The sequence below is a fragment of the Hydrogenophaga sp. genome, from assembly GCF_019264445.1.
Taxonomy (GTDB): Bacteria; Pseudomonadota; Gammaproteobacteria; order Burkholderiales; family Burkholderiaceae_C; genus Hydrogenophaga.
Map to the genome: position 1 here is coordinate 59,035 of NZ_JAHVAB010000081.1, position 17,675 is coordinate 76,709.

The 17,675-nt window shown below is 67.9% G+C and carries 11 protein-coding genes; 5 read left to right on the forward strand and 6 right to left on the reverse strand.

From position 1 onward, the window contains the following. Window positions 1–24: 24 nt before the first annotated feature. From KXJ60_RS18595 to KXJ60_RS18605, 3 genes are all read right to left on the reverse strand, one after another. Entirely contained in the window at window positions 25–987 is a 963-nt protein-coding gene (locus KXJ60_RS18595) for a transglutaminase family protein (RefSeq protein WP_291131345.1), read from the reverse strand. 91 nt (window positions 988–1,078) lie between these two features. Further along, a complete protein-coding gene (locus KXJ60_RS18600; protein WP_291131347.1) occupies window positions 1,079–3,679 on the reverse strand; it encodes a circularly permuted type 2 ATP-grasp protein in 2,601 nt (866 codons plus the stop codon). 103 nt (window positions 3,680–3,782) lie between these two features. Further along, on the reverse strand, window positions 3,783–7,289 hold the full coding sequence (locus KXJ60_RS18605; protein WP_291131349.1) for a transglutaminase family protein: 3,507 nt from the start codon (window positions 7,287–7,289) through the stop codon (window positions 3,783–3,785). Between the two features lie 119 nt (window positions 7,290–7,408). Between KXJ60_RS18605 and KXJ60_RS18610 the strand changes: the two genes are divergently transcribed. After that, on the forward strand, window positions 7,409–9,880 hold the full coding sequence (locus tag KXJ60_RS18610) for a DNA internalization-related competence protein ComEC/Rec2 (RefSeq protein WP_363318040.1): 2,472 nt from the start codon (window positions 7,409–7,411) through the stop codon (window positions 9,878–9,880). Here KXJ60_RS18610 and KXJ60_RS18615 read toward each other — a convergent pair. Then, the gene (locus KXJ60_RS18615) at window positions 9,877–11,217 is read right to left on the reverse strand and encodes a hypothetical protein (protein ID WP_291131351.1); all 1,341 of its coding nucleotides are present in this window, start codon (window positions 11,215–11,217) and stop codon (window positions 9,877–9,879) included. The genes KXJ60_RS18610 and KXJ60_RS18615 overlap by 4 nt on opposite strands. A gap of 102 nt (window positions 11,218–11,319) precedes the next feature. Here KXJ60_RS18615 and KXJ60_RS18620 point away from each other — a divergent pair, with 102 nt between their 5' ends. Beyond that, a complete protein-coding gene (locus KXJ60_RS18620; RefSeq protein WP_291131353.1) occupies window positions 11,320–12,759 on the forward strand; it encodes a circularly permuted type 2 ATP-grasp protein in 1,440 nt (479 codons plus the stop codon). A gap of 10 nt (window positions 12,760–12,769) precedes the next feature. After that, on the forward strand, window positions 12,770–13,729 hold the full coding sequence (locus KXJ60_RS18625; RefSeq protein ID WP_291131354.1) for an alpha-E domain-containing protein: 960 nt from the start codon (window positions 12,770–12,772) through the stop codon (window positions 13,727–13,729). Here the strand turns inward: KXJ60_RS18625 and KXJ60_RS18630 are convergent. Continuing rightward, on the reverse strand, window positions 13,698–14,576 hold the full coding sequence (locus tag KXJ60_RS18630; protein ID WP_291131356.1) for a LysR family transcriptional regulator: 879 nt from the start codon (window positions 14,574–14,576) through the stop codon (window positions 13,698–13,700). The two genes, KXJ60_RS18625 and KXJ60_RS18630, sit on opposite strands and share 32 nt — an antisense overlap. An 85-nt stretch (window positions 14,577–14,661) precedes the next feature. On the opposite strand from KXJ60_RS18630, the gene KXJ60_RS18635 reads away from it, so the two are divergent. Next, window positions 14,662–15,597 (forward strand): DMT family transporter, encoded by a 936-nt coding sequence (locus KXJ60_RS18635; RefSeq protein WP_291131358.1) that lies wholly within the window; start codon window positions 14,662–14,664, stop codon window positions 15,595–15,597. Window positions 15,598–15,748: 151 nt separating this feature from the next. Next, complete coding sequence (locus KXJ60_RS18640; RefSeq protein ID WP_291131360.1) at window positions 15,749–16,609, forward strand: hypothetical protein; 861 nt, start codon at window positions 15,749–15,751, stop codon at window positions 16,607–16,609. Here KXJ60_RS18640 and mltB read toward each other — a convergent pair. Continuing rightward, window positions 16,524–17,663, reverse strand: coding sequence for a lytic murein transglycosylase B (gene mltB, locus KXJ60_RS18645; protein WP_291131532.1), 1,140 nt, complete (start codon window positions 17,661–17,663; stop codon window positions 16,524–16,526). The genes KXJ60_RS18640 and mltB overlap by 86 nt on opposite strands. Window positions 17,664–17,675: the final 12 nt, after the last annotated feature.

Below are 17,675 nucleotides of genomic sequence, written 5' to 3' on the forward strand. Positions count from 1 at the left end.
TTCTATCGACGGGGGTGTGCGGCCTCAGTCGGTCTCGGCGGCTTCGAGCTGGTCGAGTTCGTCGGGCGGGGCCACGGTCACGGCCACGGCCAGCGTGTGGCGCGCGCCGCTCTGGATCACACCGCGCATGGGTGAGACGTCGGCAAAGTCGCGCCCGGTGGCCAGCGTCACGTAGTCTTCACCGGGGCTGCCCCAGCCGCAGCGGTTGTTGGTGGGATCGAAGTCGAACCAGGCGCCCGTGAGCCCATCGGCGGCCTCACGGTCGTTGACCACCGGCACGTACACCGACACCCAGGCGTGTGAGGCATCGGCGCCGATCAGGCGGGGCTTGCCCGGCGGCGGGCGTGTGAGCAGGTAGCCGCTGACGTAGCGCGCCGGCAGCCCGAGCGAGCGCAGGCAGCCCAGCATGATGTGGGCGAAGTCCTGGCAGACGCCTTTGCCCTGGGCGAGCGCGGCCAGCGCCGGGGTGTTGACCTCGGTGCTGTCGGTTTCGTAGGTGAGCTCGGTGTGGATGCGCTCCATGAGCATGCGCGCGGCTTCCAGTGCGGGCAGGCCGGCTTTGTAGGCGGGGCGGGCGAAGGCGGTGAAGGCGTCGTCGCGGGGCACATAGGGCGAGGCGAACATGAATTCGCTGGCGGCGTCGAACGGTGCCTGCGCCCGGTAGCGGAAGTGCTCACGCACGCGCTCCCAGGTCATGCCGCGCCAGGGTGCGCCTTCGGGCAGGGGCTCGGGCGCGCGGGTCTGCACCAGGCTGTCGGCCTCGACGGTGAGCATGTTGTGTGTGGACTGCAGCGAGAAGAAGGTGCGCTGGTTGCCGAACACGTCGGTGGTGTCGCTGCGCGCCGCCGGGTTCGGGTCGATGCGCAACTCGTGCGACAGCACTTCCTGCGACGCCGTGTCCACAGGGCGCAAGTGCACCATGTGCTGCGCCATGTCGATCGCGCCGTGGTAGCGGTAGCGGGTGCGGTGGAGGATGCGAAGGAGCATGTTCAGGCCCTCCGCCGGGCCGCCCCAAGGCGGGCCTGCGCCCCCATGGGGGGCAGCGATGACACGAAGTGCAGAGCGTGGGGGTTCATGTTCAGGCGCCTAGTGACTGGTTGCGCTGGTCGGCGTGGCTGAAGTGCAGGCGCGTGATCTCGTCGGAGAGGTCGATCGCGGCGGCTTCGCAGCCGTCGAGCAGTTCGGCCAGGTCGCTCCAGGTGCGCTGGCCATCGGGGCCGCGTTGCCAGTTGCTGAGATCGGGCAGCACCCAGCCATCGGGGTTGGGCAGGCTGCGGGCGAGCACGGCGTCTTGCGGTGTGGCGCTGTGCGAGAGCTTGGCCAGCCGCGAACGCAGTGTCTGCACCACCCAGGCCAGCGAGCGCGGGTTGTCGCGGTCCATCACCAGCAGGTCGATCAGCGCGACCATGTCGCGCCGCTGCTGGTACTGCGCGTGGAAAGTGATGGTGCTGTCGAACAGCGCCACCACGGCTTCGAAGCCCGCCTGGTCGTGCACGCAGCCGTGCTCCAGCGCGAGCGAGAGCGCGCGGGAGAGCGTGATCAGCCGCTCGATGTGGCGCCCCATGGAGAGCAGGCGCCAGCCGTCGTCGCGCACCATGCGGTCGGTCTGCGATCCGGTGATGGCCGCGAGCAGTTCGCTGGCATTCTGCAGCGCGGCCATGGCTTCGGCGGTGGCGTATTCGGCGTCGGTGGAGAGCGCGGCGCAGTCGCGGGCAAAGCTGGCCTCGGTGCGCTCGATCAGGTTCCAGTGTTCTTGCGACAGGCGCTCGCGCACTTGCGAGGCCGCTGCCTTGAGCGAGCGCAGGTTGAAGCCGACGCTGAACGATGGCGCGGCCAGCGGATGGCCGGGGGCGGGCGACAGCGCGGCAATCAGGCTGCGCGCGAACACGCGTGCAGAGAGCGTGGCGGTCGGCACATCGGGCAGCACCAGGGCGTTCTCGCGCGCCATGTTGGAGAGCCAGGCCATGAGCGCGCGCGAATTAGGTTCTTCGCCGCCCATGTGGTTGAGCACGATCTGCGCGAGGCGAATGCTGTTTTCGGCGCGTTCGGTGTAACGGCCGAGCCAGAAGAGGTTTTCGGCGGCGCGGCTGGTCACGGGCTGCTTCTGCTGCGCGAGCGACAGCGTGCTGGGCGCGGACTGCAGCAGGCTGGTGTGGTCCACCGGGCCATCGGTCTGCACCCAGCAGTCCACGCTGCTGCCGCCCCGCTGCATGGCGGCAATCAATTCACCGCGCGGAGCCAGCCGCACCAGGCCGCCGGGCAGCACGCGCCAGGACTGCGGGCCGTCGGCCAGCGCGAAGACGCGCAGCATGGACGAGCGCGGCATCAGCCGCTCACCGCTCCAGGTGGGGGTTTGCGACAGCGGCAGCCACGACTGCACGGTGTAGTCGTCCGGGTGGCGGGCCATGCGGCCCGACCATTCGTCGAGTTCGCGCTCGCTCAGGCTCTGGCCCATGACGGTGTCCAGGCCCGAGCGCGGGTAGGTGGGCTTGATCACACTGTCCTTGAGCAGGGGCAGCACCTCGCGCAGCGCGGCGTCTTCGCCGCACCACCAGGTGGCCAGCGAGGGCAGGGCCAGCTCTTCGCCCAGCAGGTGGCGGCTGATGGCGGGCAGGAAGCCGAGCAAGGCGCTCGACTCCAGCGGCGCCGAGCCCGGGGCGTTGGCCAGCAGGAGGTTGCCCGCGCGCAGCACCTGCAGCAGGCCGGGCACACCCAGGCGCGAGTCCGAGCGCAGCTCCAGCGGGTCCAGCCACTCGTCGTCCAGGCGCTTGATGAGCGCATGCACCGGCTCCAGGCCGCTGAGCGTCTTGAGGAACAGGCGCTGGTCGCGCACGGTGAGGTCGTTGCCCTCCACCAGCGTGAGGCCGAGGTAACGCGCGAGGTACGCGTGCTCGAAGTAGGTTTCGTTGTACGGCCCCGGCGTGAGCAGGGCGATGCGCGCGTTCTCGCCTTCGGGCGCCATGTGCTTGATGCCGTCCATGAGGGCGCGGTAGCTCGCGGCCAGACGCTGCACTTTCATGCCGGCAAAGGCCTTGGGGAACTGCCGCGCGATGGCGATGCGGTTCTCCAGCAGGTAGCCCAGCCCCGACGGCGCCTGCGTGCGCTGGCCCACCACCCACCAGCGGCCATCGGGCCCCTGCGCGAGGTCAAAGCCCACGATGTGCAGCCAGGTGTCGCCCGGCGGGCGCATGCCCTGCATGGAGCGAAGGTAGCCCGGGTGCCCCTGCACCAGTGCAGCCGGCAGCAGCGCGCGCTTGAGCAGCTCGCGCTCGCCGTAGAGGTCGGCCATCATGGCGTTGAGCAAGCGGGTGCGCTGCAACACGCCGGTCTCGATCTGCGCCCAGTCTTGCGGGTCGATGAGTTTGGGGAAGAGGTCGAGCGACCAGGGCCGCTCCAGGCCCGTGGAGGCGTCGGCGTAGACGTTGTAGGTGACGCCGTTGTCGCGGATCTGGCGATCGAGGTTGTCGGCGCGGCGGTTCAGGTCGGCGAAGCCGTCGGCGCCGATGTGTTCGAAGAAGCTCGCCCAGGTGGGGGCGAGTTCGGTGGCATCGGGCTGACCGCCGGCTCGCAGGTCGTCGCGGTGGCCCGCGTCGGCCGCCACCGACAGCGACAGCGCCCAGTCACAAGGTGAGTCCGGGCGCAGCGCGGCAAAGAGGGATTCGGTCGGTTCGGGATTCACGGTCACCGAGTATGCCCGCTGGGGTGCGGACGCCTCGGGAGAGCGTGAGTCGCCTTGTTGCATCCTTCACACAGGGTTTGTCCCCGGTTCTGTGCGGGCGCTTTCAGGTGCGCAGGTCGAGCGTGAACGGGAACTCGCGGCTGTGCACCGCGGGCGCCACCTCCATGCGGCCGGGCGTGTGGCCCATCTGGAAGAAGCGCGAGAGCCGGCGGCTTTCGGCTTCGTAGGCGTTGATGGGGAAGGTGTCGTAGTTGCGCCCGCCCGGGTGGGCGACGTGGTACTGGCAGCCGCCCATGGAGCGCTTGAGCCAGGTGTCGACGATGTCGAAGGTGAGTGGCGCGTGCGCGGGAATGGACGGGTGCAGCGCCGACGGCGGGCTCCAGGCTTTGTAGCGAACTCCCGCTACGAATTCGCCCACCGTGCCGGTGCTCTGCAGGGGCAGGGCGCGGCCGTTGCAGGTGATGACGTGGCGGCTGTCGTTGAAGCCGCTGACGCGCACCTCCACGCGTTCGAGCGACGAATCGACATAGCGCACGGTGCCGCCGGGCGCGCCTTCTTCGCCCATGACGTGCCAGGGCTCGAGCGCGCTGCGGATGGTGAGCTCGATGCCGCGGGCGGTGACCTCACCCACCAGCGGGAAGCGGAACTCGAAGTGCGGTTCGAACCACGACATGTCGAAGGGGTAGCCGAAGCTGGCCATGTCGGTGAGCACGTCCTCGAAGTCCATGCGCACAAAGGTGGGCAGGAGGAAGCGGTCGTGCAGCTCGGTGCCCCAGCGCGTGAGCTTGCCCTGCCAGGGTTCCTGCCAGAAGCGCGCGACCATGGCGCGCAGCAGCAGCTGCTGCGCAATGCTCATGCGTGCATGCGGCGGCATTTCAAACGCGCGCAGCTCCAGCAGGCCCAGGCGGCCGGTGGGGCCGTCGGGCGAGTACAGCTTGTCGATGCAGAACTCGCTGCGGTGCGTGTTGCCGGTGACGTCGATCAGGATGTTGCGCAGCGTGCGGTCCACCATCCAGGGCGGCATGTCTTCGCCGTAGGTCTTGCGGTTCTTCTCGATCTGCGCCAGCGCGATGTCCAGCTCCACCAGCTGGTCGTTGCGCGCCTCGTCCACGCGCGGCGCCTGGCTCGTCGGGCCGATGAACAGACCGCTGAAGAGGTACGACAGCGAAGGGTGGTTGTGCCAGTAGGCCAGCAGGCTGCCCAGCAGCTCGGGCTTGCGCAGGAAGGGCGAGTCCGCCGGCGTGGCGCCACCCAGCACGAAGTGGTTGCCGCCACCGGTGCCGGTGTGGCGCCCGTCGGTCATGAACTTCTCGGCGCACAGGCGCGTCTGGTGGGCCGCACCGTAGAGAAATTCGGTGTGCTCCACCAATTCGCCCCAGTTGTGCGCGGGGTGGATGTTGACCTCGATCACGCCGGGGTCGGGCGTGACCTGCAGCATCTTCAGGCGCGGGTCGCGCGGCGGTGGGTAGCCTTCCAGCACGATGCCCATACCCAGCTTTTCGGCGGTGGCTTCCACCGCGGCGAGCAGGTCGAGGTAGTCCTCCAGGTGCGCCATGGGCGGCATGAAGATGTAGAGGTGGTGGTTCTTGCCGCCGCCGGCTTTCTCGGCCTTGGGGCCGTTGGCGCGGTGCGGGTCGCGCGCCTCCACGCACAGCGCGGTGCGCGTGAGCCAGGCCGCCGACTCACCGCGCTGCGGGAAGCGCGCGGCCAGTGCCTGCGCAGGGGCCGCACCGGGGCCCGGCTGGCCCGGGCGCAGGCCTTCCACGGTTTCGCTGTCGGGGTCGAAGTCCATGCCTTGCAGCGACACGGTGCCGCCCTCGGCAAAGCCGCCACCCACCTGGTGTGGTGACACCTGGTGCTTCACCGCGGCGCCGCGCGGCAGCGGGTCGCGCGCGGAGTGCGGGTCTTGCTCGATGTGGTACGGGTAGTCGCCCGCCGACACCCAGGGCAGCGAGTCCAGCGGCAGACGGTAGCCCATGGGCGAATCGCCCGGAATGAGGTACATGCGCTCGTCGCGGAAGAACCACGGCCCGGTGGACCACACCGTGCCGGAGATGCGCGGGTAGCCGCTCTTGCCGTTGCTGGAGAGCGCGCCGTTCATGCCCGAGGCCTGCAGCGGCAGCACGTAGCCCACGGTGGATTCCAGGCCCTGGCCGAACACGCGGCGCAGGCGCGCGCGCTCCAGTTCGTCGTCGAGCTTGCTGTCGAACGGGTCCACGTTCACGGGCAGGCGGCGCTCGCGCCAGAGGTAGTACCAAGTGTCCTCGTAGCCCGGGGTGATGTACTGAGTGGACAGGCCGAGCTTGCGGGCGAGGGCCTGCGTGAAGCGGCGCGCGTCGTCGGCGGTGTAGTGGGCTTCGTCGCGCTCATCGGCCAGCAGGGCCGGGTTGCGCCAGATGGTCTCGCCATCGGCGCGCCAGAACATCGAGAGCGCCCAGCGCGGCAGCTGCTCGCCGGGGTACCACTTGCCCTGGCCCATGTGCACGAAGCCGCCGGCGCCGTATTCCTCGCGCAGCCGCCCGAGCAGCTCGGTGGCATAGCCGCGTTTGGTCGGGCCCAGGGCGTCGGTGTTCCATTCGCCGGCGTCGCGGTCGCTGGTGGCCACGAAGGTGGGTTCGCCGCCCATGGTCAGGCGCACGTCGTGCTGCACGAGGTCGGCGTCCACCTTGTCGCCCAGGGCCAGCACGCCGGCCCACTGTTCGTCGGTGTAGGGGCTGGTCACGCGCGGCGATTCGTAGACGCGCGTCACGCTCATGTGGTGGCTGAACTCCACCTCGCATTTGTCCATGGCGCCTTCGACCGGTGCGGCGCTGGAGGGCTGCGGTGTGCAGGCCAGCGGCACGTGGCCTTCGCCAGCGAGCAGGCCGGAGGTGGGGTCCAGGCCGATCCAGCCGGCGCCGGGCAAGAACACCTCGCACCACGCGTGCAGGTCGGTGAAATCTTTCTCGGGACCGTTGGGGCCATCGACCGATTTCACATCGGCCGTGAGCTGAATGAGATAGCCCGAAACGAAGCGGGCGGCCAGGCCCATGTGGCGCAGGATCTGCACCAGCAGCCAGCCGCTGTCGCGGCACGAGCCGCTGCCCAGCTTGAGCGTTTCTTCAGGCGTCTGCACGCCGGGCTCCATGCGGATGGTGTACGCAATGTCGCGCTGCAGGCGCTGGTTGATATCGACCAGGAAGTCGATGGTGCGGCGTTCGGTGCGGTCCACTTCGTCCACGTACTTCTTGAGCAAGGGCGTGAGCGGTGCGGTGGCCAGGTAGGGCGCGAGTTCCTGCTTTTGCGCGTCGTCGTACTTGAACGGGAAGTTCTCGGCCGAAGGTTCGAGGAAGAAGTCGAACGGGTTGTAGACCGCCATTTCCACCACGAGGTCGATGGTGACCTTGAACTCGGTGGTGGGCTCGGGGAACACCAGGCGTGCCTGGTAGTTGGCAAACGGGTCTTGCTGCCAGTTGATGAAGTGGCCGCCGGGCTCGATGCGCTGCGAATACGAGAGCACCTTGGTGCGGCTGTGCGGCGCGGGCCGCAGCCTGACCACCTGAGGACCCAGCTTGACCAGGCGGTCGTACCGATAATGGGTGATGTGGCTCAGGGCGACGTGGATGGCCATACGAGAGACTTTCCAGGGAGGAATAAAACAATGGGTCCGCGGGCAACTCTTTTGCCGTCGCGGCTTGCAGCCATGCTAGCAAGTCTTGCGCCACGGCCTGATGACACTTCCGTCTGGCCTTGGCGCGCGACCTGATCATGCGCCATTGGGGTTTTGCGGCGCTGCTGGGTTGGGTGTGTGGCGTGGCCTTGCAGCTGCAGCAGGCCTATCTGTCGCCCATGGCGCTCTACGGCGCCGCGCTGGCCACCGGCCTGTGTGCCTTGGTGTGCATGCGGCGGTTGCGGCGGCCATGGCCCGCGCTGGGCGTGGCGCTGCTGGCGGGCGTGTTGCTGGGCTGGGGGCTGACCGGCGCGCGCGCCGTGCACTTTGCCGCCGACGCGCTCGACCCGAACCTGCAGGGCGTGGATATCGAGGTCACAGGCCGCATTGCCTCGCTGCCGCAGCGCAGCGCGCAGGGCGAGCGCTTTGATGTCGTGGTGGAGGCTGCCCGCCGCTCGGGCGACACCGTGCGCCTCCCGCCGCGCTTGCAGTTGGGCTGGTACGCCGGGGCCAGCGCAGAGCCTCAAGGGTCGCTGTGGAGCCTGTCGCAGGAAAGCCCGGGCCTGCGTGCGGGCGACCGCTGGCGTTTCACGGTGCGCCTGCGCAGCCCGCACGGCAACCTGAACCCCCACGGGTTTGACCGCGAACGCTGGCTCTGGGAGCAAGGCATCCAGGCCACCGGCTATGTGCGCAGCGGCCCGCGCGACCCGGCGCCGCAGCGGCTGGGGGCAACCTGGTGGCACCCGCTGGACCGCCTGCGACAGGCCGTGGCCGAGCGCATCGAAGCGCGCGTGGCGTCTGACCCGCGCAGCGCGGGCGTGCTGGCCGCGCTGGTGGTGGGCGATCAGTCGGCCATCGACCGTGCCGACTGGGACCTCTTTCGCAACACCGGTGTGGCGCACTTGATGAGCATTTCGGGCTTGCATGTGACGCTGTTTGCGTGGCTGGCCACGGCGCTGGTGGGTGCGCTGTGGCGCCGGCTGGCGCACGTCTGGCCGCAGGCCGTGCTGGCGCTGCCGGCCCCTTGGGCGGCTGGCCTGGGCGGTGTGGCGCTGGCCATGGCCTATGCGCTGTTTTCGGGCTGGGGCGTGCCGGCCCAGCGCACGGTGCTCATGCTGGCCGTGGTGGTGGCGCTGCGGCTGTCGGTGCGGCAATGGCCCTGGCCCGGTGTGTGGTTGCTGGCCATGGCGGCGGTGGTGCTGCTCGATCCCTGGGCGCTGCTGCAGGCGGGCTTCTGGCTCAGCTTCGTGGCGGTGGGCATTCTGTTTGCCACCGACCCGGGCCGCCGCTCTACAGATGCCGGCGCGCAACGCCCGCCCTGGCTGCGGCGGGGTGTGCAGGCGCTGGCGGGTTTGTTGCGCGAGCAAGGCGTGGTGACGGTGGCGCTCACGCCCCTCACGCTGTTGCTGTTTGGCCAGTTCTCGGTGGTGGGGCTGCTGGCCAACCTGGCAGCCATTCCGTGGGTCACGTTGCTGGTGACGCCGCTGGCGCTGCTGGGCGTGATCGTGCCGCCGCTCTGGGACGTGGCGGCCTGGGCCGTGCAGGCGCTGGCGCTGGCCTTGCAATGGCTGGGCGCGTGGCCCGGGGCCACGCTGTTCCGGCCTGCAGCGCCCTGGCCGCTGGCGCTGGCGGCCGTGCTGGGCGGCGCGCTGCTGGTGCTGCGCATGCCCTGGGCGGTGCGGCTCTCGGGAGCCCTGCTGTTGTGGCCCGCACTGCTGTACGCGCCGCCGCGCCCGGCGCCAGGCGAGTTCGAGCTGATGGCGCTGGACGTGGGTCAGGGCAGTGCGGTCCTGCTGCGCACCGCCACCCACAGCCTTCTGTACGACACCGGACCGCGCTACGGCCCGCAACCCGACGCGGCCGATGCCGGTGACCGCGTGGTGTTGCCGCTGTTGCGCGCCCTCGGGGAACGGCTGGATGCCGTGGTGGTGAGCCACCGCGACAGCGACCACGCCGGAGGCGCGGCGGCCGTGCAGGCGGCGCAGCCGCAGGCGCGCTGGTTGTCCTCGTTTGACGCCCAGGCCGAACGCCGCTGCGTGGCAGGCCAGCGCTGGCAGTGGGATGGGGTGGACTTCGAGGTGTTGCACCCGCAACCTGGGGACTACGCCGAGGACGGCTCCGGCCGGCTTTCCAGCAACGCCATGTCCTGCGTGCTGCGGGTGAGCAATGGCTCACAGAGCGCCTGGCTTGCCGGCGACCTCGATGCCGCGCACGAGGTGCGGCTGGCCATGGCCCGGCCCGAGCTGCGGGCCACGGTCATGCTCGCGCCCCACCACGGCAGCCTCACATCGAGCAGCCCGTTGCTGCTCAACACGCTGCAGCCGCGCTGGGTGCTGGTGCAGTCGGGCTACCGCAACCGCTTTGGCCACCCGGCGCCAGCCGTGCTGGAGCGGTATGTGCAGCGCGGCATTCCGTGGCGCAACTCGCCCGAATGCGGGGCGGCCACCTGGCGCAGCGAAGCACCCGATGCCGTGGTGTGCCAGCGTGAAGTGGGCCGCCGCTATTGGCACCGCTCGCTGCAGGCCGGCAAGGAGCGTGCGCAACAGCCCTAGATGCGCATGCCGGCTATGCCAGCCGGATCCACGCGCAGGATCTGGTGCGAGCGACGAGAGGGATCGAAGTGCGATGCGAAATCGTCGAGCACGTGGTCCTCCCATTGCTCGCGCTTGGCTCGCACGACATTGTCGCCATAGGCATCCTCGAGCTTGAGGCCGGCGTATGCCACGCTCGTCATTAGCGCGCCTGAAACCAACGTGCCCAGGAAGTCACGACGCTTGAGTTGTGATTTCAGATGGACCTGAAGGTCTTCTCGGTTATGTGCTCGGCTGCTCAGCAGGGCACTGACACTGGCTGAAAGTGCGGTGCCGATCACCAGGCTGCCTGCTAGTCGGTAGGAATCCATGTTCTCCGGTTGTGTCTCGCCAGCCACTGCATAGATTTCATCCTCATATCGACGCGCCACGCGCCGCAGTTCATCGAGGTCCACTGGTCCAGAGCGTGACAACAGAGCGAGGTAACCCAGGCGCTGGCGGTTGAGCGTGGAGTCTTGCTGTGCAAGCACAGCCAGCAGACGATCAAGGTGGCGCATCAACATGTCGGCGCAGATTTTCGGAAAAATGCCTTCATGGGAAATAGGTTGCTGGCGGCTGGCCTCGTGGACCACGGGTACAGCCAAGTCGTGTGGCGTCGTTTCAAAGCCAGTCTCGACGTGCAGTTGGGCGAGGTTGTTGACCTTTGAAATAGCCGCGGCCCGGATCAACTGGCGCTCGCGGTTTGCCAGGGCCATCAGCGCATGCACGGCGTGTGGTTCTTTGGGAAAAGTCAGTTGCAGCGCCGCTTCCCAGGCGGCCCTTGCAGTCCACTGCTTTCCCTGGTTGCCTTTGCGGTAACGGTACTCGTATTGCTGCGAGAAGTCAGTGGGCAGGCGCAGGGCCGAGGTGCTCAAAGTCGCGTGGGCCATATCAAGGGTTGCCACAGAGCGCAGTCGGCTGTATGTCAGTTCGTCGACGTGGTCTGGCGGGTACTGAACGAAGGCGTTCGCGGCTACGCATGCACTTTGCAGATCAACAAGGTACTGTTGACCTTGTGGCGTCTGCGGCGGACCGGCGTGTTGCAAGGCCCGCCGCTCCAGGGCGTATGCCTGCATGTCGCCGTGGCGGGTGGCCACGCGGATGAGACCGGCCCGTATCGCAGGGAGAAAGACTGAACGCGCACGACCGGGGTGGCGTGCCTCCTCTGAAGCCAGCACGAAACCTTCCTCGACCAGCAGTCGCTCGCGGCAAAAGAGCAACCGGTGCAGGATGGCTTTGTGTCCGGTCGCACCTTTGCTCCCCGTGCCTCCAAACGGGTACTGAATGGATTTGTCGTCGAGCGTTCCGAGGTAGAGCATGGGGTCTCCCTATAGACAAATTCTCGCCGGCCCCAAATTTGCCGGGCATGCTCGAAAACCCTGGCCCGGTCCTTGCTATGCTGTCTTCAGGAGAAAAAGCCCATGAGCAGACCGATGTTTGACGAAATGAATGCCTCGCCCAGCGAGGTCCGGGCCCACTATCAAAACTACGCCAACTGGCTGGCCCAGCAGCCCGAAGACGTGATGGCGGCCCGGCGGGAGGAGGCGGAAATGATCTTCCGCCGTGTCGGCATCACCTTCGCGGTGTACGGCGCCAAAGACGAGGACGGCTCCGGCACCGAGCGCCTCATTCCCTTCGACCTGATTCCCCGCGTCATTCCTGCCCACGAGTGGCAGAGCATGGAAGAAGGCCTGGTGCAGCGCGTGACCGCGCTCAACCGCTTCATCCACGACGTGTATCACGACCAGGAAATCATCAAGGCCGGCATCGTGCCCGCCGAGCAGATCTTCCAGAACGCGCAGTTCCGCCCCGAAATGATGGGCGTGGACGTGCCGCACAACATCTATTCGCACATCTCCGGCATCGATATCGTGCGCGCGCCCAACGCCGACGGCGTGGGTGAGTACTACGTCCTCGAAGACAACCTGCGGGTGCCCAGCGGCGTGAGCTACATGCTCGAAGACCGCAAGATGATGATGCGGCTTTTCCCCGAACTCTTCGGCCAGAACCGCGTGGCGCCCGTGGCGCATTACCCCGACCTGCTGCTCGAAACCCTGCGCGCCAGCAGCCCGGCCACCACCGCCGAGCCCACCGTGGTGGTGCTCACGCCCGGCATGTACAACAGCGCGTACTTCGAACACGCGTTCCTCGCGCAGCAGATGGGCATCGAGCTGGTGGAGGGGCAAGACCTCTTCGTGAAGGACAACTTCGTCTACATGCGCACCACGCGCGGCCCCAAGCGCGTGGACGTGATCTACCGCCGGGTGGACGACGATTTCCTCGACCCTTCGGTGTTCCGTCCGACGTCCACCCTGGGCTGCGAAGGCCTGCTGGGCGTCTACCGCAGCGGCAACGTGGCGATCTGCAACGCGGTGGGCACCGGTGTGGCCGACGACAAGTCGATCTACCCCTACGTGCCCAAGATGATCGAGTTCTACCTCGGGCAAAAGCCGATCCTCAACAACGTGCCGACCTTCATGGGCCGCGAGCCCGAAGACCTGAAGTACATGCTGGCCAACATGAAGGACCTGGTGGTCAAGGAAGTGCATGGCGCAGGCGGCTACGGCATGCTGGTCGGCCCTGCCTCCACGCAGGCCGAGATCGAGGACTTCCGCAAGGCCGTGGCGGCCAACCCCACGGGCTACATCGCGCAGCCCACGCTCTCGCTCTCCACCTGCCCCACCTATGTGCAAAGCGGCGTGGCGCCGCGCCACATTGACCTGCGGCCCTTCGTGCTCAGCGGCAAGACGGTGCAGATGGTGCCCGGCGGCCTGACGCGTGTGGCCCTCAAGGAGGGCTCGCTGGTCGTCAACTCGTCACAGGGTGGCGGTACAAAAGACACGTGGATTCTGGAAGACTGAGGGACACAACATGCTTTCGCGCACCGCCGATCACCTTTTCTGGATGTCCCGCTACACCGAGCGTGCGGAGAACACGGCCCGCATGCTGGACGTGAACTACCAGACCTCCTTGCTGCCGCAGTCTGCCGCGGTGGCGCAGGTGGGCTGGGAAGGCTTGCTCGCCATCAGCGAGCTCATGTACACCTACACGCAGAAGTACGGCAAGGAAATCACGCCGCGCAACGTGCTGGACTTCATGGTCCGGGACGAGAACAACCCCTCGAGCATCGTGTCCTGCCTGCGCGCGGCGCGTGAAAACGCCCGCGCCGTGCGCGGTGCGCTCACCACCGAATTCTGGGAAACGCAGAACCAGACCTGGCTCGAACTCACCCGCATGCTCAAGGGCAAGAACTTCGAGCGCGACCCGGGCGAATTCTTCGAGTGGGTCAAGTTCCGTTCGCACCTCTCGCGCGGGGTGGCCATTGGCACCATGCTGCAGGACGAAGCCTTTCACTTCTACCGCATGGGCACCTTCCTGGAGCGCGCCGACAACACCGCGCGCCTGCTGGACGTGAAGTTCCACGCCGTGCACAGCGACTTCTTCGGCGCCGCCAGCGAGCTCGATCAGGAGTACGACTTCTACCACTGGAGCGCGATCCTGCGCAGCGTCAGCGGCTTCGAGGTCTACCGCAAGGTGTACCGCGATGTCATCACGCCCGAGCGCGTGGCCGAGCTCTTGATCCTGCGCGCCGACATGCCGCGCAGCCTGGCCGCCAGCCTCAACGAAGTGGTGAACAACCTGGCCGTGGTCGCCAACGAACACAGCGGCGAAACGCTGCGCCGCGCGGGCAAGCTCAAGGCCGACCTGCAGTACGCCCGCATCGACGAAATCCTGTCCACGGGCCTGCACGCGTTCCTCACGCAGTTCCTCGATCGCGTGAACGAACTCGGCGGGCGCATCAGCCAGGACTTCCTCGTCCCTTCAAACTGAGCGTCTGCACCATTTGTTCAAACAGCGCGTCCACCGCCGGCTGGTGGCGTGAGGCCTGGCTGCGGTAGAGCGCCACGTCCATCGCTTCGAGCGCGGGCAGGCCTTGCCGCTCGCCCAGCACCGAGAGGTGCGCCGGCGCACTGCAGCGCGTGAGAACGGCCAGCGCCAGGCCACTCTCCACCGCAGCCAGCTGCCCCGCCAGGCTGGAGCTGTTGTAGACCACGCGGTAGGCGCGGCGCTGCGCGGAGAGCGCGGCGATCACCGCCCGGCGCGCCAGACTGGTGGCTTCGTACACCGCAATCGGCAAGGGGTCGCGCCGCCACACCTCGAACTGCGGTGACCCCACCCACACCAGCGGCTCCTGAAACAGCAGCGTGCCGCGCGTGGCCTTGTCGCGCGAGATCAGCGCCACATCGATCTCACCGCGCTGCACCTTGGGAATGAGCGACGTGGACTGTTCGCAGTGCAGCTCGATCTCCACGCCGGCATGGCGGTTCGCGTAGCTGCGCAGCACCGGGGTGAGGTAGCTGCCGGCGTAGTCGTCGGGCACACCCAGCCGCACGCGGCCGCTGAGCACGGGCCCGTGCAGCGCTTCCAGGGTTTCGTGGTGCAGCGCCAGCATGCGCCGCGCGTAGCCCAGCAGCTCGGTACCGGTGGGCGTCAACGCCAGGTGGCGAGGCCCGCGCAGCAGCACCGCGCGGCCCACGGCATCTTCGAGCTTTCGGATCTGCATGCTCACCGCCGGTTGCGAGCGGTGCAGCATCGGTGCGGCGGCGGACAGCGAGCCGCCATCGACCACGGCGACAAATGCGCGAAGCCAGTCCAGTTGCAGATCGGTGTGGTTCATGGGGACCTCAGTATTCGCTAATCGAATGCTTCGGATTTTATTTATCCGTTTGTCAAACGCAGGCAGCTGCCAGAAGATCGGTGCCATGAATTCTTCGGCCTCCCTGACCGCACCGTCGACCTCCCACCCGCTGGCCGCGTCGCGCGAGCGCCGTGGTACGTGGCTGATGGTGGCCGGTGGGCTGATGCTCGGCACGCTGGGCATCTTTCTGGAAGAGGCAGGCCAGAGCCCGCTCACCGCGGTGTGGTTTCGCTGCGCGTTTGGCCTGCTCGCGCTCACCGCTTGGTTTGCGCTGACGCGGCGCTGGTCAGAGCTGAAGCTTTCGGGCCGGGCGCTGTTGGCGGCGGTGAGTGCCGGCGTGCTTGCGGTGCTCAACTGGGTGATGTTCTTTGAAGCCATCGAGCGCACGTCCATCGGCGTGGCCACGGTGGTGGTGCACGTGCAGCCGTTTCTGGTGATGGCGTTTGGCGCCTGGTGGTGGAAGGAGCGGGTGACCCGCGCACAGGCGCTGGCGGCGCTGGCGGCGCTGGTCGGGCTCGCGCTGGCGTCGGGCTGGGTCGATGGTGCGCTGGGCGGTGTGGCGTGGTCGTCCGCGTACTTCTGGGGCGTGGCGCTCGCGTTGCTCAACTCGGTGGGCTATGCGGCGCTCACCCTGATCGCCAACCGCGCGCGTGGCGTCACGCCGCTGGCGCTCTCCTGGTGGCAATGCGCGGTGGGGGCGGTGGTACTGGCTTGGTGGCCGTGGGTGCACGGCTGGCCGCCCGCTGGTGTGGCCTGGGCCTGGCTCGCGGGCCTGGGCGTGATCCACACCGGCCTGGCCTACGTGGTGCTGTACGCCGGCGTGGCCCGCCTGAGCGCCGGCCGGGTGGCCGTGCTCCAGTTCGTATACCCCGCCTGCGCGGTGGCGGTGGAGTGGGCGGTGTACGGCCGCGCCCTGACGCCGAGCCAGCTGGCAGGCGTGTTGATGATGCTGGTGGCGCTCGTGGTGGTGGGCACCCAGCGCGCGCGACAAACGGCGTGAACGGCGCGGAAAACCCGGCGAACGGCAGCAAATGTCACGCAGGGCGCACGCGTTGAGGCTTGCACGCGCGCAAATGCACCTATGCTGACGTGTCAGGCCGGCGTGGGGCTTGTCGCCTTGCCCCGCCCGGAACGTCATCAACGGAGTCTCCATGGCCAGCGATCTGGATACGGTAAGGGTGCTGCGCGCCCTGTTCAACGACATGCCTCGGGCACCCCAAGGGCTCTCCCACGAAGAGACCATGGCCTGGGTGCAGCAGTCGATGGTCGACTTCGAGGGTGGCGACATGGCCTACATGATCGAACACATCACGCGCAGCTCCATGCTCGACATCGTGCTGCGCCTGCGCGAGGACGGCTACCTCAAAGACGACGCCGCCTTCACCGACACGGTGAACCTGATTTCCACGCCCGACGGGCGCAAGACCTTCATGGACCGGTGCATCCAGGCCCAGAAGAGCGCGGACGCCACCTCGCGCCTCATCAACCGCGCCAAGCGCGAATGGAGCGATCCGCTGCCGCTGTTCAGTTCCGACCCCGGCATGGTCGAGCGCTTCGTGAAGGGCGAGCTCTCCGGCCCCGGTCCGCTGTATGCCGAGTTCAAGGCCCGAGCCGACGTGACGGAGCTGGGCGTGTTTGCCCAGGCACCCGACGGCATTCATGAGTTTTCCTGGGGCTTTGTGGTGGAAGACCAGGGCGCCTGGCTGTTCTACATTGCCGACGTCTGGCGCAACGGCACGGTGGGCTGCTTTGACCGCTTCGACAGCGCATGGCAACAGTCGATGGCCGCCGCTTCAGGCGAGGGCCTGCCGCCTGTGCCCATGGGCCTCTCCATGGACGACGGCATCAGCACCTTCAGCGGCATGGCGCTGCAAAGCGCAGGCCCCATGAGCAACCCGGCCCTGCGCCGCTGGGTGGGCGAGGTGTTTATCGACCGCATGCTGCCGACGATGGCAGCACGGGTGGTGGATTCGAACTACGACTTTCCGCTGATGGGTTTGCAGGCGCATTGAGCTCGGGTGCACTCGCGGGGCGGTCGTTGCAGACCAACCCCCGAACCGCTTCTCCCAGCTCGATCACCGCCAGCGCGTAGTAACTGCTCCAGTTGTAGCGCGTGACCACATAGAAGTTGTCTGTGCCGGCCACGTAGCTGGACGGCGCGCCGGCGTTCTGCAGTTCCACCAGCGCGAGCTGGCCGGGGTGTTGCAAGGCGGCACCTTCCAGCACCGCGCCCTTGGCGGTGAAGCTCTCCACGCTGAAGCTGGGCAGGATGTCGGGCGCGAGCAGCGTTTCGAAATCTTCTTTCGTCTGGCCGGGGGCAAAGCGCACCGGGTAGTGCGTGGGCATGCCGGGCTTCCAGCCGAATGCCTTGAAGTAGTTGGCCACCGAGCCGATCACGTCGGCCTGGCTGTTGAAGAGGTCGACCTTGCCGTCGGCGTCGAAGTCGATGGCGTACTTCACCCAGCTGCTGGGCATGAACTGCGGCCAGCCCATGGCGCCGGCGTAGCTGCCCAGGTAGCTGGCGGGGTCTGTGCCGGTGCGCTCGGCCAGGCTCAGGAACTGCTCGAGTTCGCTGCGAAAGAACTCGCTGCGCGTGGCCGCGCGCGGGTGGCTGGCAGGGAAGTCAAAGGCCAGGGTGGTGAGCGCGTCGATCACACGGAAGTTGCCGGTGTGCTGGCCATAGAGGGTTTCCACGCCGATCACGCCCACGATCAGGCTGGCGGGCACGCCAAACTCGGCCTCGGCCCGCGCCAGGGTGTCGCGGTTGGCGTCCCAAAAGCGCTGGCCCGCGCGCAGCCGGATGGGCTCGATGAAGCGCGCGCGGTAGGCGGCCCAGTTCTTCGGGGAGCCGCTGGGCGCGGGTTGCATGAGGCGGATGACGGTGGGAATGCGCAGGGCCGAGCCAATCTGCTGGCGCACCCAGGCGGGGTCGAGGTTGCGGCGCTCGGCGAGGTCGGTGGCGAAGGCCATGGCGACCTCGCTCTGCGAGTAGCTGTACGCGGGCGCCTTGGCCTGGGCGGCGGGGCGCGCCTTGGCGGGCGACTGGGCGAGGGCGCTGGTGCCCAGGCAGAGCGCGAA

Bases quoted from the DNA above. Each gene is read 5' to 3' on its own strand.
- KXJ60_RS18595 (WP_291131345.1), bottom strand. From the start codon at position 987: ATGCTCCTTCGCATCCTCCACCGCACCCGCTACCGCTACCACGGCGCG.
- KXJ60_RS18605 (WP_291131349.1), bottom strand. From the start codon at position 7,289: ATGGCCATCCACGTCGCCCTGAGCCACATCACCCATTATCGGTACGAC.
- KXJ60_RS18615 (WP_291131351.1), bottom strand. From the start codon at position 11,217: ATGCTCTACCTCGGAACGCTCGACGACAAATCCATTCAGTACCCGTTT.
- KXJ60_RS18620 (WP_291131353.1), top strand. From the start codon at position 11,320: ATGAGCAGACCGATGTTTGACGAAATGAATGCCTCGCCCAGCGAGGTC.
- KXJ60_RS18625 (WP_291131354.1), top strand. From the start codon at position 12,770: ATGCTTTCGCGCACCGCCGATCACCTTTTCTGGATGTCCCGCTACACC.
- KXJ60_RS18630 (WP_291131356.1), bottom strand. From the start codon at position 14,576: ATGAACCACACCGATCTGCAACTGGACTGGCTTCGCGCATTTGTCGCC.
- KXJ60_RS18635 (WP_291131358.1), top strand. From the start codon at position 14,662: ATGAATTCTTCGGCCTCCCTGACCGCACCGTCGACCTCCCACCCGCTG.
- KXJ60_RS18640 (WP_291131360.1), top strand. From the start codon at position 15,749: ATGGCCAGCGATCTGGATACGGTAAGGGTGCTGCGCGCCCTGTTCAAC.